This is a genomic window from Dactylosporangium salmoneum, assembly GCF_039532525.1.
GTDB lineage: Bacteria > Actinomycetota > Actinomycetes > Mycobacteriales > Micromonosporaceae > Dactylosporangium > Dactylosporangium salmoneum.
On sequence record NZ_BAAARV010000003.1, the window covers coordinates 63,678 to 83,592 of the forward strand.

The 19,915-nt window shown below is 74.1% G+C and carries 20 protein-coding genes; 9 read left to right on the plus strand and 11 right to left on the minus strand.

What is annotated here, in order from left to right:
* The 3 genes from ABD352_RS00545 to ABD352_RS00555 all read right to left on the minus strand — a co-directional run.
* A partial coding sequence (locus ABD352_RS00545) for a serine/threonine-protein kinase (protein ID WP_344610153.1) occupies window positions 1-999 on the minus strand: 999 nt, incomplete at its 3' end.
* A gap of 28 nt (window positions 1,000-1,027) precedes the next feature.
* A complete protein-coding gene (locus ABD352_RS00550; RefSeq protein ID WP_344610154.1) occupies window positions 1,028-3,205 on the minus strand; it encodes a bifunctional polysaccharide deacetylase/glycosyltransferase family 2 protein in 2,178 nt (725 codons plus the stop codon).
* Window positions 3,202-3,450, minus strand: coding sequence for a hypothetical protein (locus ABD352_RS00555; protein ID WP_344610155.1), 249 nt, complete (start codon window positions 3,448-3,450; stop codon window positions 3,202-3,204). Before ABD352_RS00555 ends, ABD352_RS00550 begins: the two co-directional genes overlap by 4 nt.
* A 68-nt stretch (window positions 3,451-3,518) precedes the next feature.
* Here ABD352_RS00555 and ABD352_RS00560 point away from each other — a divergent pair, with 68 nt between their 5' ends.
* The 5 genes from ABD352_RS00560 to ABD352_RS00580 all read left to right on the plus strand — a co-directional run bounded on the left by ABD352_RS00560 (window position 3,519) and on the right by ABD352_RS00580 (window position 10,730).
* Window positions 3,519-4,334: a chitosanase gene (locus ABD352_RS00560; protein WP_344610156.1), complete on the plus strand. Its 816-nt coding sequence runs from the start codon at window positions 3,519-3,521 to the stop codon at window positions 4,332-4,334.
* Window positions 4,335-4,441: 107 nt separating this feature from the next.
* A complete protein-coding gene (locus ABD352_RS00565) occupies window positions 4,442-5,815 on the plus strand; it encodes a hypothetical protein (RefSeq protein ID WP_344610157.1) in 1,374 nt (457 codons plus the stop codon).
* A gap of 95 nt (window positions 5,816-5,910) precedes the next feature.
* Window positions 5,911-6,102, plus strand: a complete 192-nt coding sequence (locus ABD352_RS00570) for a CsbD family protein (protein ID WP_344610158.1) — start codon at window positions 5,911-5,913, stop codon at window positions 6,100-6,102.
* Window positions 6,103-6,257: 155 nt separating this feature from the next.
* A complete protein-coding gene (locus ABD352_RS00575; RefSeq protein WP_344610159.1) occupies window positions 6,258-8,981 on the plus strand; it encodes a beta-L-arabinofuranosidase domain-containing protein in 2,724 nt (907 codons plus the stop codon).
* Window positions 8,982-9,200: 219 nt separating this feature from the next.
* Entirely contained in the window at window positions 9,201-10,730 is a 1,530-nt protein-coding gene (locus ABD352_RS00580; protein WP_344610160.1) for a S8 family serine peptidase, read from the plus strand.
* Between the two features lie 12 nt (window positions 10,731-10,742).
* Here ABD352_RS00580 and ABD352_RS00585 read toward each other — a convergent pair whose 3' ends face one another.
* Genes ABD352_RS00585 through ABD352_RS00600 form a run of 4 tightly spaced genes read right to left on the minus strand, consistent with a single transcriptional unit; the run spans window position 10,743 to window position 13,415 of the window.
* Complete coding sequence (locus ABD352_RS00585; RefSeq protein ID WP_344610161.1) at window positions 10,743-11,249, minus strand: hypothetical protein; 507 nt, start codon at window positions 11,247-11,249, stop codon at window positions 10,743-10,745.
* Window positions 11,250-11,269: 20 nt separating this feature from the next.
* Window positions 11,270-12,343, minus strand: a complete 1,074-nt coding sequence (locus tag ABD352_RS00590) for an NAD-dependent epimerase/dehydratase family protein (protein ID WP_344610162.1) — start codon at window positions 12,341-12,343, stop codon at window positions 11,270-11,272.
* Window positions 12,344-12,389: 46 nt separating this feature from the next.
* Window positions 12,390-12,962, minus strand: coding sequence for a DUF2231 domain-containing protein (locus tag ABD352_RS00595; RefSeq protein ID WP_344610163.1), 573 nt, complete (start codon window positions 12,960-12,962; stop codon window positions 12,390-12,392).
* 42 nt (window positions 12,963-13,004) lie between these two features.
* Window positions 13,005-13,415 carry a cupredoxin domain-containing protein gene (locus ABD352_RS00600; RefSeq protein ID WP_344610164.1) on the minus strand — a complete coding sequence of 137 codons (411 nt, stop codon included), beginning with the start codon at window positions 13,413-13,415 and terminating at the stop codon, window positions 13,005-13,007.
* A gap of 139 nt (window positions 13,416-13,554) precedes the next feature.
* Between ABD352_RS00600 and ABD352_RS57470 the strand changes: the two genes are divergently transcribed.
* On the plus strand, window positions 13,555-14,646 hold the full coding sequence (locus ABD352_RS57470; protein WP_425553420.1) for a nuclear transport factor 2 family protein: 1,092 nt from the start codon (window positions 13,555-13,557) through the stop codon (window positions 14,644-14,646).
* 39 nt (window positions 14,647-14,685) lie between these two features.
* Here the strand turns inward: ABD352_RS57470 and ABD352_RS00610 are convergent, their stop codons facing one another.
* On the minus strand, window positions 14,686-15,804 hold the full coding sequence (locus ABD352_RS00610; protein ID WP_344610165.1) for a glycosyltransferase: 1,119 nt from the start codon (window positions 15,802-15,804) through the stop codon (window positions 14,686-14,688).
* A gap of 92 nt (window positions 15,805-15,896) precedes the next feature.
* On the opposite strand from ABD352_RS00610, the gene ABD352_RS00615 reads away from it, so the two are divergent.
* Window positions 15,897-16,745, plus strand: coding sequence for an ion transporter (locus tag ABD352_RS00615; RefSeq protein ID WP_344610166.1), 849 nt, complete (start codon window positions 15,897-15,899; stop codon window positions 16,743-16,745).
* Between the two features lie 51 nt (window positions 16,746-16,796).
* Window positions 16,797-17,024: a hypothetical protein gene (locus ABD352_RS00620; protein WP_344610167.1), complete on the plus strand. Its 228-nt coding sequence runs from the start codon at window positions 16,797-16,799 to the stop codon at window positions 17,022-17,024.
* Between the two features lie 8 nt (window positions 17,025-17,032).
* On the opposite strand, the gene ABD352_RS00625 is transcribed toward ABD352_RS00620, so the two are convergent.
* Together ABD352_RS00625 and ABD352_RS00630 are read right to left on the minus strand one after the other, a co-directional pair.
* Window positions 17,033-17,362: an STAS domain-containing protein gene (locus ABD352_RS00625; protein WP_344610168.1), complete on the minus strand. Its 330-nt coding sequence runs from the start codon at window positions 17,360-17,362 to the stop codon at window positions 17,033-17,035.
* Window positions 17,363-17,506: 144 nt separating this feature from the next.
* Window positions 17,507-18,367 carry an oxidoreductase gene (locus ABD352_RS00630; protein WP_344610169.1) on the minus strand — a complete coding sequence of 287 codons (861 nt, stop codon included), beginning with the start codon at window positions 18,365-18,367 and terminating at the stop codon, window positions 17,507-17,509.
* A 103-nt stretch (window positions 18,368-18,470) separates the two neighbouring features.
* On the opposite strand from ABD352_RS00630, the gene ABD352_RS00635 reads away from it, so the two are divergent.
* Complete coding sequence (locus tag ABD352_RS00635) at window positions 18,471-19,343, plus strand: helix-turn-helix domain-containing protein (RefSeq protein ID WP_344610170.1); 873 nt, start codon at window positions 18,471-18,473, stop codon at window positions 19,341-19,343.
* Here the strand turns inward: ABD352_RS00635 and ABD352_RS00640 are convergent.
* Complete coding sequence (locus ABD352_RS00640) at window positions 19,340-19,786, minus strand: PRC-barrel domain-containing protein (protein ID WP_344610171.1); 447 nt, start codon at window positions 19,784-19,786, stop codon at window positions 19,340-19,342. The two genes, ABD352_RS00635 and ABD352_RS00640, sit on opposite strands and share 4 nt — an antisense overlap.
* Window positions 19,787-19,915 lie beyond the last annotated feature (129 nt).

Consider the following 19,915-nt stretch of genomic DNA (forward strand, 5'->3'; position numbering starts at 1 on the left):
GCCCTGGACCGGGGCGGTCGGACCGGGGGCCGGGCCGTGCGAGGGGGCGCCGGGGAGGGCCAGCAGCACGCCCACGGCGAGGGCCAGGGCCGCCAGCAACCCGAGCGCCCACAGCAGCGGCGTGCGGCGCCGGGAACCAGGCTCCGGCACGGCGAGCACCGCCGTGTCCGGAGCCGGCGCATCCACACCGGAAGCCACGGCGTCGGCGGCGGCGGCCAGCGCGGCGGCGGACGGGAAGCGCTGGGACGGGTCCTTGTCCATCGCCCTGGCGATCAGCCGGCGGACCGGCGACGGGACGTCCGGCGGCAGCGGCGGCGGGTCGTCGTTCAGATGGTGCACGGCGATCGCGACCGGGCTCTCGCCCGTGAACGGCGGGTGACCGGCCACGCAGTGGTACGCCACGGCGCCGAGGGCGTAGACGTCGGTCGCCGGGCCGATCGGCCGCTTCGACACCTGCTCCGGGGCGATGTACAGCGCGGTGCCCACGACATCGTTCGTGGCGGTGACGGCGGCCAGGGCGGCCGAGCGGGCCACGCCGAAGTCGACCAGCACGACGGTGCCGTCGGGCCGCACGATGAGGTTGCCGGGCTTCACGTCGCGGTGCACGATGCCGGCCTCGTGGGCGGCCTGCAGGGCGCGGGCGGCCTGGGCGACGCAGGACATCGTGGCGGCCGGGTCGAGCCGGCCGCCGGAGGCGATGCGCCGGTCCAGCGGCTCGCCGTCGATGAAGGCCATGACGATGTACGCGCCCTCGCCGGTCTCGCCGTAGTCGTACACGGCGGCGATGCCGGGGTGGTGCAGGGCGGCCATCGCGCGGGCCTCGTGCTGGAAGCGGGCCTGGAACTCCGGGTCGCCGGACCGGTCGTCGTGCAGCAGCTTCACCGCGACGGGGCGGCCCAGCAGGACGTCGGTGGCCCGCCAGACCTCGCCCATGCCACCGGCCGCGATGCGATCGTCGAGGCGGTAGCGTTCGCCGAGCAGGTCTCCTCCGGTGGGCACACCATCTGGTACCCATCCAGGCGGATCGCTATGCGCCGGGCGCGGGCACCACGTCGAGGTCGCCGGTGCGGCGCAGCTTCTGCCAGCGCAGCCGGCGGCCGGTCAGCGCGGTGATCGCCGAGTGCAGGAGCACGAGGTACATCACCTGGCGGTACACCAGCTGCTGCAACGGCAATGTCCACAACGGACGCATGGGCTCGCGGTCCAGGCGGAAGGCGAGGACGGCGGTCACGACGTGGATGACGAGCATCGCCGCCCAGCCGATCAGGGTCTCCGTGCGGTCGAGGAAGAACGTGCCGTACACGGCGAGGATGTCCATCAGCGGGGCGAGCAGCGGCAGCAGAATGCTGAACAGCGAGATGAAGGGCAGCGCGCGCCTGCCGAACCGCCCGGACGGGCCGGAGTCGCGCACGGCGGTCCGGTGCTTCCAGATCGCCTGCATGGTGCCGTAGCTCCAGCGGTACCGCTGCATCCACAACTGCCGCAGGGTGGCCGGCGCCTCCGTGTACGCGCGGGCGTTCTCCTCGTAGACGACCTGCCATCCGGCGCGGTGGATGGCCATGGTCAGGTCGGTGTCCTCGGCGATCGTGTCGACGGTGAGCCCGCCGGCGTCGCTCAGCGCCTGGCGCCGGAACGCGCCGAGCGCGCCCGGGATCGTCGGGATGCAGCCGAAGGTGTCGTAGAGGCGGCGGTCGAGGTTGAAGCCGATGACGTACTCGATGTGCTGCCACTTGCCGAGCAGCCCCCGCCGGTTGCCGACCTTGACGTTGCCGGCCACCGCGCCGACCTTCTCGTCGGCGAGCGGCTGGACGAGGCGGTGCACGGCGTCGGGCGCGACGACGGTGTCGGCGTCGACCATGACGATGATGTCGTGGCGGGCCAGCGCGACGCCGGTGTTGAGCGCGGTCGCCTTGCCGCCGGACGGCACCCGTACCACGCGGACGTTGTCCAGGCCGAGTTCCTCGACGGCCGTGGCGGTGCCGTCGGAGGACGCGTCGTCGACGAGGATGACCTCGACGCCGGGATGCTCCGACTGCGCCAGGGAACGGATCGCCGGCTCGATCGTGGCGCGCTCGTTGTAGGCGGGCACGACGATGGTGACCGGGTCGCTGACGGGCGGCCCCCAGGACCAGGTGGCCGCCCGGCGGCGGCGCCAGTGCCGCACCGCGAAGAGGAACAGCAGCAGCGCCCGGGCCAGGGTGAGCGCGCCGACGAGCAGGAGCAGGCCCCACAGCAGCCACCAGGTGGCGTCGGCGATATGGATGGACCAGGCCAGGCTGCGGCCGCGCCAGATGTCGCCGGCGCGGGCGGGCGGGTTGGCCGGGCCGAGCCGGCCGCCGAGCGCGTCGGCGACGGTGGTGAAGCGGTACCCGCGCTGCTGCAGCTGCGGGATGAGCCGGTCGAGGGCGGCGACGGTCTGCGCGCGGTCGCCGCCGGCGTCGTGGAAGAGCACGACCGCGCCCGCCTGGCCCTCCGGGGTCGCGTTCTGCAGGATCTTGTCGACGCCCGGCTTCGCCCAGTCGCGGCTGTCGAGGTCGTTGAGGACGGTGACGTACCCCTGCGCGCCCGCCTCGCGCACCGTGTCCCAGTCGCCGTCGCCGAGCGCGCCGGGGAACGAGGAGTACGGCGGGCGCAGCAGCGGCGTCGAGCGGCCGGTCGCCTCCGCGATGAGCATCTGCGTCTGCGAGTACTCCAGCGTGCGCCGCCACTGCGGCAGGTCCGGCAGCTGCGGGTGGCTGAAGCTGTGCGCGCCGACCTCGTGCCCCTCGTCGATCAGCCGCCGGGTCAGGTCCGGGTGGCGGGCCACCTCGGAGCCGATGACGAAGAACGTGGCGTGCACGCCGTAGCGGCCCAGCACCGCGAGCACCCGCGGGGTCCACTGTGGATCGGGCCCGTCGTCGAAGGTCAGCGCGATCGTGCGGTCGGGCACCCGTAGCGAGCGCGGCTGCCCGCCGGTGGCGTCGATGATCGGGCCGCCGTCGCGGATCTCGGCGGGCACGGCGGCCCCCGCGCGGCCCGAGGCGGCCTGGTGGTCGGGGGCGAAGCTGCTGTTGGTGTACGCCTCGACGAGCAGCAGGTTGGCCAGCAGGGCCGCGACGATCAGGGCGAGCAGCAGGCGCAGCGCCGTGCGCCGCCGCCGGACGGCCGGGATGTGGCCGGTGGTGGCCTGGTCGGCGCCGGAGTGCGCCGAGCGGTACACCGTCATCGCCAGGCCGCGGCGTGATCGACGGCCGGCGGTTCGGCGGCGCCCAGGAACTGGGTGAGCCACAGCGCCAGCAGCGCGGCCAGGATGACGACGCCGACGGTGTAGACGATCCACCGCACCCGCCGGCGCCGCGCCCCGCTCGGGTCGACGAAGACGGGCGGCGGCAACTGCCGGGCGTTGCGCAGGACGACGGTCTCCGCATGCTCGTCTGGCTCAGGTGACTTCCCGACAGGCTGCTCGTTCACATTTCCGACCATAAGAGAGCCGCAGTGGTATCGCATGATCCGTCACGTACCCGGGTAGGAGCCATTCGATGCGACGTTCGCTGATGCTGCTTGCGGTACTGCTGCTGACGGCGTGCGGCGGCGAGCCGTGGCCGGATGCCGGTCACGGCCCGTCCGAGGTCGCGCTGAGCGCGGCCCAGCGGCACGTGGCCGACGAGCTCGTCGCGGTCTTCGAGCACAGCGACGCGGCCCCGCACTACGACGCGGTCGAGGCGCTCGGCGACGGCCGCGGCTACACGTGCGGCACCATCGGCTTCACCACGAGCAGCACCGAGGTCAGCACCTTGGTCGAGTCCTACACGGCCCAGGTCCCCGGCAACCGCCTGGCCCGGCACCTGCCCCGGCTGCGCGAGCTGGCCGCGGGCGGCAGCGCCGGCACCGGCGGCCTGCCGGGCTTCGCGGGCGACTGGGCCGCCGCGGCGTCCGACCCGAAGTTCCGCCAGGCCCAGGACGACCTCGCCGACCGGCTGTACTTCACCCCGGCCCTGCGCACGGCCCGGCGGCTGGGCATCCGCACCCCGCTCGGCGTGGCCGTGCTCTACGACAGCGCGGTGCAGCACGGCACCGGCGACGACCCGGACGGCCTGCCGGCACTCATCGCCCGCGCGACCGGGCGGGCCGGCGGCGACCCGGCGGGCGGCGTGGCGGAGCGGCGCTGGCTGGGCGTGTTCCTCGACGTGCGCAAGGACACGCTGCGCCACCCGCACGACAGGGATACCGCCGCGGCGTGGGCCGAGTCGGCCGACCGCGTCAAGGCGCTGCGGGACCTCGTGGACGACGACCGGTACCGCCTCGACCCGCCCGTGAAGGTCACGGTCTACGGCGACGACCACCAACTGCGGTGAGCCGCGCGGTGTGACATGTCACATTCGATTAGCGGGTGCTGAAGTTTCGCTTTCGCCGGTCCGCCGGGTGCGGGACCGGCCACATTGCTGGCCTATAGTCCGGCCGCATGGACTTGGAACGCCGCAAGCGCCGGCGGTTCGTCATCGTGGGGCTGGCCGCTATCGCGCTGCTCGCGGCGCTGGGCGTGGCCGCCGCGGTGGCCACCGGCAAGTCGGTCGGTGCGGCGCCGGACGGGGACGCCGGCCTCGGCCCGGCCGGCGCGAGCGGGAGCGCGGGTGCGGGTGCGGCACCCAGCGGCTCGGTGAGTGCCCGGGCGACGACGAGCGGCGCGTGCGCGCGGCCCGCCGGCCCGGCGCCCGTGGTGAAGGTGACGGACGTCAACGTCGGCGTGGCCGTGACCGGTTACGGCCACGAGAACGACACCGACCCGCTGCCGATGGCCGTCGCGGCCGCGCCCGGCGGCGGGTCGTGGCTGGCCTGGCTCGGCACGAACGGGAAGGTGTACCTCGGCCGCCTCGACTGCGACGACCATCTCGCGGGGACGCCGAGCAGCTTCGAGGGCACCGACCTGCAGGACGTGCAGGCCGACGCGAACGGCGGGGTGCTGCTGCTGACCCGCAAGGGCACCTGCCACGACGGGCCGCTGTGCGGCGGGTCGTCGAGCCCGTGCAACACGATGTACATGGTGCGGTTCGACAACGCCGGGCGGCAGGTCTGGCAGCGGCAGGTGACGAACCTGACCTCGAGCCTGGGCGGGTACGACAACGGGGCCCGGTTCGTGTGGTGGTACCAGCACCACGGGCGGCTGGCCACCGACGGCAGCAACTACGCGGCGTACTTCGGCGTCGCCATCACGGTGCAGAACGGCGCCTGCGTCGACATCCACGAGGGCGACCGGATGCAGGTGGTCGACGCCGGCGGCGGGCTGGTCGCCGGGCACCGGGACGCCTTCGAGGTCGGGTGCAGCCACAGCTGGGGCACCCGGATCGTGTGGGACCCGCGCACGGGGCACTTCGTGATGGCCTGCGCCACCGACAACTCCTGCCGCGTCGCGCAGCCGCATCCGTACCGCACGATCGCCACGGGAACGTGCGACGGCACACTGTTCGGCGGCGACCTGGTGCTGGCCAAGGGATCCGGGTACTGGACCGCCTGGAGCCAGGGCGGGCAGGCCCGGCTGGAGCACTTCGGCTCGGGCGCCTCCGACGCGACGGTGCGCACCGGCGCCGCCACGAGCCATCCGCACCTGGTCGCCTACGGGGCCGGCCGGATGCTGCTGGCGTGGGAGGCCGGCGGGGCGATGGCGGCCCAGGCGTACGACTCCGGCACCGGCAAGGCGGTCGGCGAGCGCTTCACCATCGGCGTGCGGGACCACAACTACCAGGCGTTCAAGGCCTATGCGGACGGCAGCGCCGCCTACCCGGCCGCCGGCGCGAACGGCACGTCCATCCGGGTCGCCCGGGTCATGCCGATGTCCTGAGCCCCGCGGTTTCGGGCGGGCCGCGGCTGGGCATCCGGAAGTCGACCGCGTCGCCCTTCCGCGCCGCGGCGCCCGAACGGTCCTGGGAGACGGCGATGAGTTTCGAAGACAAGGTCGAGCACAAGGCGGAAGAGCTCAAGGGCGAGGCCAAGGAGCACTACGGCACGGCCACCGGCGATGAGGAGCTGCGCGCCGAGGGCCGCGCCGACCAGGACGCGGCCAACGTGAAGCAGGCCGGCGACGAGCTCAAGGATGCCGCGCACGACGTCAAGGACGCCCTGAGCTGACATCGGTCGCGGGACAAAAGGGGGCGGCGCCGGTGGGCGCCGCCCCCTTGCCGTGCCGGGGCGAGTCTGGCAGTCTCATCGAAACTTGTTAGCGCTCACACGGTCGCCGCCAGGCCGATGTGAACGCTCACATTCGTTGCTGAAGGGACCGCCCCATGCCTCAGCCCATCGTCAGCCGCCGCCTGCTGCTGCAGGCCGGCGGCGCCGTCGCCGTGGCCGCCACCGCGGCACCGCTGGCCGCCACCGCGACCGCCGGGGCCGCCGCCGCCCCCGCGCGGGCCGACATCGGCGTCTCGGCCTACCCGTTCGACCTCGGCCAGGTGCGGCTGACCCCCGGCCGCTGGCTGGACAACCAGGACCGCACCGTGGCCTATCTGCGCTTCGTCGACGTGGACCGCATGCTGTACAACTTCCGGGCCAACCACAAGCTGCCGACCAACGGCGCGGCGGCGAACGGCGGCTGGGACGCGCCGACGTTCCCGTTCCGCTCCCACATGCAGGGCCACCTGCTCACCGCCTGGTCCCAGGCCTACGCGGTGCTGGGCGACACCACCTGCCGGGACAAGGCCAACGCCATGGTCGCCGGGTTCGCGGCCTGTCAGGCCAACAACGCCGCCGCCGGGTTCGGCGCCGGGTACCTTTCCGGGTTCCCCGAGTCGGACTTCACCAGCCTCGAGGCGGGCACCCTCAACAACGGCAACGTCCCGTGGTACTGCGTCCACAAGACCCTCGCTGGCCTGCTCGACGCCTGGCGGTACCTCGGCAGCACCCAGGCCCGCGACGTGCTGCTGGCGCTCGCGGGCTGGGTCGACGCGCGCACCGGCCGGCTCAGCCAGGCGCAGCAGCAGAGCGTGCTCAACACCGAGTTCGGCGGCATGAACGCGGTCCTGGCCGACCTGTACCAGCAGACCGGCGACGCCCGCTGGCTCACCGTGGCCCAGCGGTTCGACCACGCCGCCGTCTTCGACCCGCTCGCCGCCGGCACCGACCGGCTCGACGGCCTGCACGCCAACACCCAGGTGCCGAAGTGGATCGGCGCCGCGCGGGAGTACAAGGCGACGGGCACCACCCGCTACCGCGACATCGCCGCCAACGCGTGGACCATCACGACCGGCGCCCACACCTACGCCATCGGCGGCAACAGCCAGGCCGAGCACTTCCGCGCCCCGAACGCGATCGCGGCGTACCTCACCAACGACACCTGCGAGCAGTGCAACAGCTACAACATGCTCAAGCTGACCCGCGAGCTGTGGCTGCTCGACCCGGGCCGCGCCGCGTACTTCGACTTCTACGAGCTGACCCTGCTCAACCACCTCATCGGCGCGCAGAACCCGGCCGACCCGCACGGCCACGTCACCTACTTCACCCCGCTGGTCGCGGGCGGCCGCCGCGGCGTCGGCCCGGCCTGGGGCGGCGGCACGTGGAGCACCGACTACACGACCTTCTGGTGCTGCCAGGGCACCGGCGTGGAGACCAACACCAAGCTCGCCGACTCGATCTACTTCTACGACGGCACCACGCTGACCGTGAACCTGTTCGCGCCGTCGGTGCTGAGCTGGACCCAGCGCGGGATCACGGTGACCCAGACGACCGCCTACCCCGCCTCGGAGCTGGTCACGCTGCAGGTGACCGGCAGCGTCGCCGGCTCCTGGTCCATGCGCATCCGCATCCCGGCGTGGGCCACCGGCGCGAGCGTGGCCGTCAACGGGACCGTGCAGCCGATCGCCGCCACGCCCGGCACGTACGCCACCCTGACCCGCGCCTGGACGTCCGGCGACACGGTCACGGTCCGGCTGCCGATGCAGGTCGTCACGCGCCCGGCCAACGACAACCCGAACGTGGTCGCGCTGACCTACGGCCCGGTCGTGCTGGCCGGCAACTACGGCAACACCGCCCTGCCGGCGCTGCCCACGCTGACCACGTCATCGGTCGCCCGCACGAGCACGACGGCCCTCGCGTTCAGCGCCACCGCCGACGGCACCACGGTCCCCCTCGGCCCGTTCCACGACGCCCAGGGCTTCAACTACACCGTCTACTGGAGCACCGGCGGCGCCCCGACCTTCCGGCTGGTGAACGCGGCCAGCGGCCTGGTCCTCGGCGTGCAGAACATGTCCACGGCGGACGGCGGCCTGGCGCTGCAGTGGACCGACAGCGGCACCGCGGACCACGACTGGGAGCTTCTGGCCGACGGTACGTCCCTGCGCCTGCGCAACCGTAACAGCGCCAAGGTCCTGGGCGTGGCGGGCATGTCCACGGCGGACGGCGCCTCGATCCTGCAGTGGGCGGACAACGGCACGGCGGATCACCGCTGGACGCTCGCGGACAACGGCGACGGCACCCACAAGCTGCGCAACGCCAACAGCGGCAAGCTGCTCGGCATCGCCGGCAACGCCACGACCAACGGCGCCCTCGCCGTGCAGTCCCCGGACGACGGCGGCGCCGACAACCTCTGGCGCCTCGTGCCCAACGGCGCCCGCCGCATCCAGAACCTGGGCAGCGGCCTGCTGCTGGGCGTGACGAACATGTCCACCGCCGACGGCGCCCTGGTCATCCAGTGGGCCGACAACGGCACCGCCGACCACCTGTGGACCGCCGTGCTCGACGCGAACGGCTACCTGCGCCTGCGCAACGCCAACAGCGGCAAGGTGCTGGGCGTGGAGAACGCCGGCACGGCCAACGGCACGCGGGCCGTGCAGCTGCCGGACACGGCGTCCAACGACCGCCGCTGGCGGCTGCGGCACACGGCCGGCGGCTCCTTCCGCATCCAGTCGGCCGGCGGCCGCGTCCTCGGCGTGACCGGCGCCTCGACGGCCCAGGGCGCTCAGGTCCTCATCTGGGACGACAACGGCACCAACGACCACCTGTGGCGCTTCGTGTGACCGCCGCCGCCCGTGCGCGCCGATGTCGCGGACCGGGTCCGTCCCGGTTGCGAACCGGGTGCGCTTCGCCGGACGGGGCGTGACATCACGTCGGGCGGTCGGGCGGAACCGGGGTCCGGGCAGGCAGAACGGGGCCACGGGCCGTGACGGTGGCCCGACGGCGGGTCATGGTGGGACCCGGCGCCGCGAACGTACCCCAGCGGCGGGAACGGAGTCCTCATGCCCTCATCTGCCATGCGCCGGCGGTCCGCGGCGCGCCGTCGCGTCCTGGCCGCGGTGACCGCGGCGGCGGCCGCCGTCGCCGGGCTGGGCGCCTCCGCGGCACCCCATCACGCCATCGGCGACGCCGCCGGCTGGGCGTCCAGCGCCTGGCTCGGCACCGGCGACGGCGGCACCGGCACCACGCTCGCCACGGTGCGCGGCGTCATCAACGCCGCCACGGGCGCGGCGGCCGGGCTGACCGGCCAGGGCGTCGGGGTCGCGCTCATCGACACCGGCGTCGCGCCCGTCGACGGGCTGCCGGCGAGCCAGATCGTCAACGGGCCCGACCTGTCGTTCGAGTCGCAGGCGTCGAACCTGCGCTACATCGACACGTACGGGCACGGCACCCACATGGCCGGCATCATCGTCGGCAACGACCCGAGCACCGGCACGGTCGGGCTCGCGCCCAAGGCCAAGCTGACGTCGATCAAGGTCGGCACGTCCAACGGCGCGGTCGACGTGTCGCAGATGATCGCCGCGATCGACTGGGTCGTGGCGCACCGCAACGACGACCCGGCGAACCCGATCCGGGTCATCAACCTGTCCTACGGCACCGGCGGCACGCCGAACTCGTGGACCGACCCGGTGCAGTTCGCGGTCGAGCAGGCCTGGATGAAGGGCATCGTGGTCGTGGCCGCGGCCGGCAACGAGGGCAACAGCGACCTCACCGTCACCGACCCGGCCAGCGACCCGGCCGTCATCGCGGTCGGCGCGGCCACGACCAGGGGCACGGCCACCACCGCCGACGACGACTTCGCGTCGTTCTCGACGATCGGCGGCTACAACCGCAACATCGACCTCATCGCGCCGGGCGAGTCGATCGTCTCGCTGGCCGACCCGGGGTCCAATGTGGACCTGTCCTACCCGTCGGCGAAGGTCGGCACGACGCTGCTGCGCGGCAGCGGCAGCTCGCAGGCGGCGGCGGTCACCTCGGCGGCGGTCGCGCTGCTGCTGCAGGCCCGCCCGACGCTGCCCCCGGACCAGGTCAAGACCGTGCTGACCACCTCCGCCAGCAACGTCTCCGGCCTCGCCGCGGGCCGGGCCGTGCGCGAGCTGAACCTCGGCGCGGCGCTGACGTCGCAGAACACGTGGGCGAACGGCTGGAACAAGTCCTCCGGCACCGGCAAGCTCGACGACGCCCGCGGCCCGAGCCGGGTGGTGCGCGACAACGTGGCCCTCAGCGGCGACGCCTCCGTCTGGGGCCCGATCAACACGGCCGCCTGGGCGCCCCGCAGCGCCGCGGCGACGGCCTGGTCCGGCGGCACCTGGATGGGCTACAAGATCGCCGGCGACGGGTGGACCGGCTCCTCGTGGGCGTCGAAGACCTGGGCCGCCGTGACCTGGACGGGCGCGCCGTGGACGGGCGCCACGACGTGGACGGACCCGGACTGGTCCGGGCACTACTGGTCGGGCCACTACTGGTCCGGGCACTACTGGTCCGGCCACTACTGGTCCAGCGACGACTGGCCCACGGCCTCCTGGTCGTAGCCGGACCGGACGTCACCGCCACCGGGCCCGGGTTGTCACCGACGACCCGGGTCCGGTGCCGTCCAGCGACGCCCACGTCACCGCGCCGTACACCAGGTGCGGCACGATGTCGCCCGCCCAGTCCCCGGCCGACCACGTCCTCGGGTCGCTGATGCCGAAGAGCTTCAGCGGTACGTCGGCCAGCGCCATCGCCCCGGCGGCGATCAGCGCGGCACCCACGACGACCGGCAGCCGGCGCCCACGGCGGGCCAGGGCGGCCTGCGCGGCACCGGCGAGCGCGCCGACGCCCACCCCGACGGCCATGCCGACCAGCGGCCCGAGGCCCTGCAGCCGGTGCTCGCGGGTCTCGCCTTCCCCCGGCACCCGCAGCCCGGCATCCCGGGCCGCCTTCTCGATCAGGTCCTGGGGCGCGTCGCTGGGCGCCCGCCCGCGCACCGCCATGTCCAGGTAGGTGGTCGCGTTCAGCGCGGTGGTGCCGGCCGCGCCGGCCAGCGCGCCGCGAACGAGTCCCGATGCCATGCCGATCCCCCTTCGCAGGTTCAGTAGGGGTTGCCCACGCCCGGCAGGTGGCCGCGCAGCAGCGCCGCGAACCGGCCCGGCGCGGTCCGCCGCCCGCTCAGCGGCGGGGTGTCGGCGTGCGCGCGGGTGGCGATGCCGTGGACCAGCTCGCGCAGGGCGCCCGCGGCGTCGACGGTGGGCCGCCAGCCCAGCTCCCGCTCCGCGCGGGTCGTGGCCATCAGCGGCGCCGACAGGGCCAGCTGCACCCAGCCGGCGTCCACCGGTTGCAGCCGCAGCCGCCAGGTCACGGCGGCCGCGGCGCGCAGCAGCGGCCCGGGGACCGGCACGGTCCGGCCGTGGAACAGCTCCGCCGCCAGGCGCGGGGTGAGCACCGGATCGGAGGCGACGTTGAACGCCCCGCGCGCGTCGGAGGCGATGGCGCGGGCGTAGGCGTCGGCCACGTCGTCGGCGTGCACCGCCTGCAGGCGCAGGCACGGGTGGTCGGGCACCAGCGGCAGCCGGCCGGGGCGCAGCAGCCGGACCGGGGCGAGCGGGCCCAGGAAGTACCGCCCGATCTCCGTTCCCGCCGCGTGCTGGAAGATGAGCCCGGGCCGCATGCGCACCACCCGCAGGCGCCCGTCGACCTGGTCGAGCATGCGCTCCAGGTCGACCTTGTCACGGCTGTACGACGACGCCGCCACCCCGGTCGCCGGCCAGTCCTCCCCCACCGGCCGGTCCTGGGGCCCCGGGGCGTACACCCCGACGGACGACGCGGCGACGAGGCAGCCCACGCCGGCGGCGACGGCCGCGGTGATGACGGCCCGGCTGCCGTCGACGTTGGTCCGCCGCAGCGCCGCCCGGTCGTGGCTCGGCTGGATCTGCCAGGCGAGGTGGACCACGGCCGAGGCGCCGCGGAAGATGCCGGTCAGCCGCTCGGCGGCGTCGGGCGCACCGATGTCGCACCGGTGCCATTCCATCGACGCGTACTGCGGCCCGCCCGGCCCCCGCCGCGAGACCCCGACGAGCTCGGCCGAGCCGTCCGCGCTCAGCCGGCGCAGCAGCGCGGTCCCGGCGTTGCCGGATGCCCCGACCACGACGATCCGTTGCGACGACATACGGCTCCCCCGCTGGTGACGCTCGGCGCTCCGGTTCCGGCCCTGGCTAGTGGCGCGCGGCGGCCGGCTCCGGCGCCCGAGCGGCCACGGGCGGGAGGGTGGCCTCGACCCCGGCGCCCTGGGAGTAGGCCAGATGGCCACCCAGGTAGGCGCTCGCCCCGGCCAGGCCCAGCCCGGCCAGGGACAGCAGCCGCCCGGCCCGGTGGGCCCCACCCATCCGGGCGAGCACGGAGACGGCGAAGAGCTTCACGGCGACCACGTTGGCGGCGGCGTGCACGACCGCGACCCGCCGCTGGCGCGCCGTCAGGGCGGTGAAGTCGGAGCCGCCGGTGGCGACGGCCGGCAGCGCGGCCGCGGTGCCCGCGCCGAGCAGCACGGTGGTGGCCCGACGGATCGCCGGGTCGTCGCGCTCGGGCAGGGCGTCGAGGACCGCGGCGCTCAACCACGCCCCGATGGGGAACTGCACGACCGCCGGGTGCAGCGGGTGACCGAACCAGGAGCCGTGCAGCGCCGGCCCGAGCCTGCCCCGGGCGACGGTCGCGCCCGCGGCGCGGCCGAGCACCCCGGCGATCCGGTCGAGCGGGCGGGCATCTTCGAGCCTGAGCAGCAGCCTGCGCATGCCGCCCGCATTCCCCGGTACGACAGGCTCAAACGGATCGCGTCAGCGAACCACCAGCTGCATCAGGACCAGGTCGCTGACGTGGGTCTCGACCTCGAACAACCCGGCCGTGCCGGCCCGGAACGCCACCGAGGCCGGCACGCCGGGCGTGAGTACGGCCTTGCGGTCGTACCCGTGCACGTGCAGCTCGTCGGCCACGTCCGAGGTGACCGTGATCCGGATCGTGCTGCCCATGGGGATCTCGACCCGGCTGGTCGGCGGCGTCGCCGCGCGGTTGGTGATCGTGATGGCGAACTCGCGGTCGACGGGCCCGGATCCCACGTCAGCCACGGGCACCGCATCGGTACCGCCCTTGTCACCGCCGCTGCTGACGAACACGATGGCCACGACCGCGGCCAGCGCGACGACGACCACGGCGATCGCCCGATACCAGACATCCCGCTTGGACGGCACGACGACGCTCCTTTACACACAGCATCAGGGCCGGTGTGCCGTCACCGACAGTGGTCCAGGCCCGGCCGCCGAGCCGGGACTGTGCACGGCAGCGTACCGGCCCGCTGACCACGGGTACAAGATTGACATGATCAGGCCGATGAGTGACCGGACCGATGACCCGGCGGTGCTGTCCGGGCTGGCACGCAACCCGGCGGCGCCCGTCCCGCTGCTGTTGCGGCTGGCCGCCGATCCCGCCCTCGCCCACCCCCTGCTCGGGCGGGAGGCCCTCCCGCCGGAGGTGGCGTCGGTGCTGGCCGACACCGGCGACCTGCAGGCCCGCCGGCGCCTGGCCGCCCATCCGTCCACGCCCGAGGACATCCGGCGGGCGCTGGCCGCGGACCCCGACCCGGCGGTGCGGGCCGAGGTGGCGGGCTGGCCCGGCTCCTGGATCGACGTGTTCCGCCCGCACCCGGTGACGGCGCCGCCGCTGCCGGCCGGCGTCTACGCCGCGCTGGCCCGCGACGCGGAGCCCGCCGTGCGCGCCGCGCTCGGGCGCAACCGCCACGTCCCGCTCGCCGTCCGCCTGCTGCTGGCCCGGGACCTCGACGCCGAGGTCCGCCGCTGCGCCGCCCTGCACGACCTGCCGGCCCCGGTGCTGCACCGGCTGCCGCGGCCGCCAACCCCAACCTGCCCCGCGACCGGCTCCTCGGGCTCCTGGCCGGGCCGGACCCCTCGCTGCGCGAGGCCGCGGCCGCCAACCCGGCGCTGTCCGCGCGGGAATTGGCGCGGCTGCTCGGCGAGGTACCGCACCATTACCGAAGCGATACCGATTCCGCGGGCGGCGAAGATCCGTAGCGTCCGGTGCGTCAGAGAACGCGACACACCGGAAGGACCACCCGCCATGGAGCTCGTCGAGAAGTACATCGCCGCCTGGAACACCACCGACGCCGCCGCCCGGCGCAAGCTGGTCGAGGACGTGTTCGCGCCCGGCGCCCGCTACACCGACCCCCTGGCCGCGGTGACCGGCCGGGACGAGATCGACGCCCTCATCGCCACCGCCCAGGCCCAGTTCGCCGGCCTGCAGTTCACCCCGGCCGGCCCGGTCGACACCCACCACGACGTGGCCCGGTTCGGCTGGCACCTCGGCCCGCAGGGCGGCGAGCCGATCGTGATCGGCTTCGACGTCGTCGTCATCGCCGAGGACCGCATCAGCGCCGTGCACGGCTTCCTGGACAAGGTGCCGGCCTGACCCCCGGCAGGGCCCCCGCCGCGGCCGGGGCCCTGCCCGTCACCGGATGCGGTCCCGCAGCCGCGACCAGACCTCGGCGGGCTCCGGCGCCTGCCGGATCTGCTCGGCGATGCGGCCGGCGCCGGCGCGGTACGAGCCGTCGGTGAGCACCTTGCGGACCGCCTCGGCGGCCCCTCCCGGCGCGTCGACCGCGATGCCGGCGCCGGCCGCGGCGACCCGCTCGGCGTTCATCGGCTTCTCGGCCCCCTTCGGCCACAGCACCATCGGGATGCCTCGCCCGAGCGCGGCCAGCACGGTCCCGGCGCCGCCCGCGGCCACCACGGCCGACACGCCGGTGTCCAGCAGCCGGGCCATGGGCACGAAGCCCGCGAACCGCACGTTGGCCCGCCCGTCCGCGGGCGGGACGGGCAACCCGGGCGGCACCACGGCGAGGACGTCCACATCGGACAGTTCGGCCACCGCGCCCACGAGCGCTTCGAGCATCGCGGGATCCAGCAGTACCGTGCCGAGCGTGACGAGCACGCGAGGCGCCGGCCCGGGCGGCGGCAGCGGCGGCTCGACCGGCAGCGGACCGGCATAGGCCCGCGGCCGGATCGGCAGCCGGTCCGCGGCCGGGGTCCACTGTGGATACTGCAGCGCCGGCGGCCACGGGTCCACCAGCGCCACCCGGCGGGCCGGAGCCAGGCCGCGCCCGGCGTAGCGCGGGGCCAGCAGCTCCCGCATGGCCGGCCCGAGCGGCGGCGGCGAGACCGGCAGCCCGATGCCGTGCCGGACCAGGGGTAATCGAAGCGCCGCGGCCACCATCGGGCCCACCGCGTCGTACTCCTCGGCGACGATCACGTCGGGGCCGAAGTCCTTCGCCTGCGCCAGGGCGACGTCGTACGTCAGGTCGACCCGCGCCCCGGCGAAGAACGACGCCACGGGGAAGATGTCGCGCGTGTCGGCCATGTCGGCGCCCCCGGTGCGCCGGTCGTTCTCGGCCAGCAGCTCCTGCGGCTCGGGCCCGCCGGCGATGGCCGGCACCCCGCCGGCCAGCTGCGCCATCGACGCCGGCGCGGCGACAGCGGCCTCGTCCCCGGCCGCGACGACCGCCTCGGCCAGCGGCAGTAACGGCAACAAATGCCCATATATCGGTACCGCGGTGAACAGCACACGCATGGCGCCCAGTATCCGGCCGCGACCCCTGAACCCGCTCGCCCGCCGAGGCGCGGACGCCGGCAGATATCGGTGACCGTGTAGGCTCCCGCCCCGTGCAGAGCTCGCCGACAACGGCGGGCCGGCTCGCGGCCCGATGCCGTGCGCTGGTCGCCGCCCCGTGGTTCAACGCCGCGTCGTTCACCGTAATCGTGCTCAACGCGATGACGCTGGGGCTGGAGACGTACCGCCGCGCCGTCGATGCCGCCGGGCCGGCCTTCCACGTGCTGGAGTACGCGTTCCTCGGCTGCTTCACCGTGGAACTGCTGGTGCGCTTCGGCGCGCACCTGCCGCGCGGGGGCGGGTTCTTCCGGGACCGGTGGAACCTGTTCGACCTGGCGATCGTGCTGGCGCCGCTGGTGCCCGGCGTGCGGGAGAACGTGACCCTGCTGCGGCTGCTGCGCCTGGCGCGGATCGTGCGGGCGTTCCGCCTGTTCCCGAGCCTGCGGGTGATCCTCGTCGGGATCCGGCGCAGCCTGCCGGGGCTGGGCAGCTTCCTGCTCATCACGATGCTGGTGCTGTACGGCTACGCGATGGTCGGCTGGATGGTGTTCGGCCACGCCTACCCGGAGAAGTACGGCACGGTCGGCCAGGCCATGCTGACGCTGTTCCTGCTGCTGTCCCTCGACGGGATCACCGACACGCTGGAGGCCGGGCGGGCGGTGACCGACTGGGGCATCGTGTACTACCTGTCGTACATGATCGCCGCGTCGTACCTGCTCACGAACCTCCTCGTCGGCGTGGTGCTGACCGCGCTGCAGGAGGCCCACCAGGCGGAGAAGGCGCCGCCGCGGACCGCCACGGACGTGCAGAAGCAGCTGGCCGCGCTGCGCAGCGCCCTCGACGAGCTGGAACGCGAGCTCGAGGCCCAGGACAGGCGGCAACCCGCCACGGTCTCCGGCTGACCACCGGCTCCCCGATGTTTGCCCGCCGGGCGACCCGGGCAGCCTCAGCGCATGACGACGACGATTACCGCCGACGACATCCGCGCGCTCGCGCAGTCCACCGACGCCGATCCCGCCCTGGCCGTGGCCGACGGCGGCGTGCGGCTCGTGCCGCAGGCCACCGACGCGGACGGGCACATCGTCTACACGAGGGCCGACCTGGTGCGCGACTACGGCGAGGAGGTCACCGACGTGCAGGCCGAGGTCCTGGCGGCCGGGCTGACCGCCCAGCTGCCGTAGCGGCGCGGTCAGCCACCCAGGGTCTGCAGTACACCCGTGATCTCCAGGACGCGGCGGACCACACCCTCCGGGTTGACCACCCGCACGGTGACGCCGGCGGCCGCGCCCGCGCGGTAGGCGGCCACCAGCGTCGCGATGCCGGTGGAGTCCAGCAGCGTCAGGTCCCGCATGTCCACGACGACCCGCCGGACGCCCGGCTCGGCCATGGCCCGGTCGAGTGCCGCCCGCAGGATCGGCTGGGTGTCGAGATCGACGAGCCCGCGCAGGGCCACCCGGACCTGCACCTCGTCAAGAGCGTCCCGCTCGACGGAACGCTCCGCGACCAGCACACTGCCCATCGTCCTCTCCGTCCACCGCGCTGTGCCAGGAGCACGGCGCGGCCGCGGCGAGCGTGAATCTCGGCGAGCACCGGCGCGGAACAATATACCCAACGTTACTTGTCTCAGGGCAAGCGTCCCGCCCGGTAACCTCCCCGCCGGGTGTTACGCCCCGATCGCGTCCAGCTCCGCCACCGTGCCGGCCGGCAGTCGCAGCCCCGCCCCGGCCACATTCTCCCGCAAGTGGGCCTCCGACGACGTACCCGCGATGAGCAAGATGTTCGGCGAGCGCTGCAGCAGCCACGCCAGCGCCACGGACAGCGGCGAGCTGTCCAGTTCCTTCGCCACCGCGTGCAGCGTCTCGGACTGCAAGGGCGAAAAGCCACCCAGCGGAAAGTACGGCACATAGGCGATCCCCTGCGCCGCCGTCAGCTCCACGAGCGCGTCGTCGCCGCGCCGGGCGACGTTGTACATGTTCTGCACGCACACCACCGGGGCGATCGCCTGCGCCTCCGCCAGCTGCTCCGCGTTGACCGTGCTGAGCCCCAGGTGCCGGATCAGGCCCTGCGAGCGCAGCTCCGCGAGCGCACCGAACTGCTCGGCGATCGAGCCCGGCTCCGCCTCCTCCAGCCCGCCCACCCGCAGGTTCACCACGTCGAGCGCGTCCAGGCCGAGGTTGCGCAGGTTGTCGTGCACCTGCGCACGCAGCTCCGCCGGCGTCCGGGCGTGCGGCCACCCGCCCTGTTCGTCCCGGCGCGCCCCGACCTTGGTCACGATGTGCACCTGCGGCGGGTACGGCGCCAGCGCCTCCCGGATGATCTCGTTGGTGACGTGCGGGCCGTAGAAGTCCGCGGTGTCGATGTGGGTGATGCCGAGCTCGACCGCGGCCCGCAGCACGCGCACCGCCTCCGCGCGGTCCTTCGGCGGGCCGAAGACCCCGGGGCCCGCCAGCTGCATCGCGCCGTACCCGAAGCGGGTGAGGTCGAGGTCGCCGGTCCGGTACGTGCCGCCAGGAAGATTCGTCATACCTCAACCCTGCTCCGGCCCGGCCGGCACTGGCAGCGCCGTGTGGTTCCTGGGAGTGCTAGGACCAGGATGCCGCGCCGGCGGCGACCGTAGGCTGGGGAGCGTGGTTGCCAGGTCCAACGCGCTCGGGGAGTACCTGCGGGCGCGCCGCGAGCTGATCGACCCGGCCGACGCGGGGCTGCGGGTCGTCGGGGTGCGCCGCACGCCCGGCCTGCGCCGCGAGGAGGTCGCCACCCTCGCCGGCATCAGCGCCGACTACTACCTACGCCTCGAACAGGGCCGCGACCGCAACCCGTCGCCGCAGGTGCTGGAGGCGATCGCCCGGGTGTTCGGGCTGGACGCGGAGGCGACGCAGTACCTCATGGGCCTCACCGCCGCCCGCCCGCGCGCCCGCCGCCCGCGCCGCGAGACGGTCCCGGCCGGCATCCGCCAGCTGCTGGACGTGATGGAGCTGCCGGCGTTCGTGGAGAGCCGCATGTTCGACGTCCTCGCCGCCAACCGGCTCGCCACCGCCCTCTCCCCGCGCATCCGGCCCGGGCTGAACCGGCTGCGCGACACGTTCCTGGACGAGCAGGAGCGGCAGTTGTACCCCGACTGGGCCCACACCATCGCCGGTATGGTGGCCGCGTTCCGTACGTCGATCGCCGACGACGTCGACGACCCGCGCATCGAGCGGCTCGTCGGCGAGCTCTCCCTGGCCAGCGAGGACTTCCGCCGCCTGTGGGCCCGCCACGACGTCAAGCCCCTCGCCGGCGCGCCGACGCGGATGGAGCACCCGCAGGTCGGCCCGCTGGAGCTGCGCCGCGAGAAGCTCACCATCGGCGACTCCGGCGGCCAGCTGCTCGTCGTCTACCACGCCGAGCCCGGCTCCCCGTCGGCCCAGGCCCTGGCGCTGCTCGGCGCCCTGTCCGCGCAGCAGCGGGACCGCCGCCGAAGCAACGGTCCCGCCGTGGTTGCGTCACGCGCTACCGACTAGCGCAGCGCGTGCTCCCGGTCGTAGCTCGAGGTGTAGTAGTCGCCCACCTGCTGACGGTACTGCGAGGTCCGGAAGGTGTCCCGGTCGTACTCCGGCGAATCCTTGATCTGCTGCTTCGTCCGGTCCACGTACACCTTGCGGTCCTGGTGGTCGACGTGCCGCACCGTCCCGGCGGGCAGCAGCACCTTGCGGCCGAAGATCCACGGCCCGGTGTCCACCACCAGCCAGGCGTAGCCCACCTCGTAGCCGGCCTCGTCGATCGACCCGATGTGGCCGTCGGTCGCCTCGACCTTGTACCCGGAAAGATCCAGGCTGGCCTGCCGATCGTCCGCGACAGCATCCGCGCGGTACGCGTCGGTCGCCGCCGTGCCACCAGCCGCGTAGCGGGCGTTCAGGTCTGGGTCACGCCACGACCACGGGGCGAACGGTGTCATCGGTTGCATCAGAGCCTCCTTTCACTCTGCAGTCAGGCGTACCCATCCACGGCCCTCTCAATCGGTCCGCGCCACATCGTGTTCGGTTGTCCTAGGAAACTAGGCAGAGTTCCTCGCCGCCGTTTTTTGTCGGGGGGT

Coding starts and splice junctions, on each gene's coding strand:
- ABD352_RS00550 (WP_344610154.1), bottom strand. CDS start 3,205: ATGACGGTGTACCGCTCGGCGCACTCCGGCGCCGACCAGGCCACCACC.
- ABD352_RS00560 (WP_344610156.1), top strand. CDS start 3,519: ATGCGACGTTCGCTGATGCTGCTTGCGGTACTGCTGCTGACGGCGTGC.
- ABD352_RS00565 (WP_344610157.1), top strand. CDS start 4,442: ATGGACTTGGAACGCCGCAAGCGCCGGCGGTTCGTCATCGTGGGGCTG.
- ABD352_RS00570 (WP_344610158.1), top strand. CDS start 5,911: ATGAGTTTCGAAGACAAGGTCGAGCACAAGGCGGAAGAGCTCAAGGGC.
- ABD352_RS00575 (WP_344610159.1), top strand. CDS start 6,258: ATGCCTCAGCCCATCGTCAGCCGCCGCCTGCTGCTGCAGGCCGGCGGC.
- ABD352_RS00580 (WP_344610160.1), top strand. CDS start 9,201: ATGCCCTCATCTGCCATGCGCCGGCGGTCCGCGGCGCGCCGTCGCGTC.
- ABD352_RS00585 (WP_344610161.1), bottom strand. CDS start 11,249: ATGGCATCGGGACTCGTTCGCGGCGCGCTGGCCGGCGCGGCCGGCACC.
- ABD352_RS00590 (WP_344610162.1), bottom strand. CDS start 12,343: ATGTCGTCGCAACGGATCGTCGTGGTCGGGGCATCCGGCAACGCCGGG.
- ABD352_RS00595 (WP_344610163.1), bottom strand. CDS start 12,962: ATGCGCAGGCTGCTGCTCAGGCTCGAAGATGCCCGCCCGCTCGACCGG.
- ABD352_RS57470 (WP_425553420.1), top strand. CDS start 13,555: ATGAGTGACCGGACCGATGACCCGGCGGTGCTGTCCGGGCTGGCACGC.
- ABD352_RS00610 (WP_344610165.1), bottom strand. CDS start 15,804: ATGCGTGTGCTGTTCACCGCGGTACCGATATATGGGCATTTGTTGCCG.
- ABD352_RS00620 (WP_344610167.1), top strand. CDS start 16,797: ATGACGACGACGATTACCGCCGACGACATCCGCGCGCTCGCGCAGTCC.
- ABD352_RS00625 (WP_344610168.1), bottom strand. CDS start 17,362: ATGGGCAGTGTGCTGGTCGCGGAGCGTTCCGTCGAGCGGGACGCTCTT.
- ABD352_RS00630 (WP_344610169.1), bottom strand. CDS start 18,367: ATGACGAATCTTCCTGGCGGCACGTACCGGACCGGCGACCTCGACCTC.
- ABD352_RS00640 (WP_344610171.1), bottom strand. CDS start 19,786: ATGCAACCGATGACACCGTTCGCCCCGTGGTCGTGGCGTGACCCAGAC.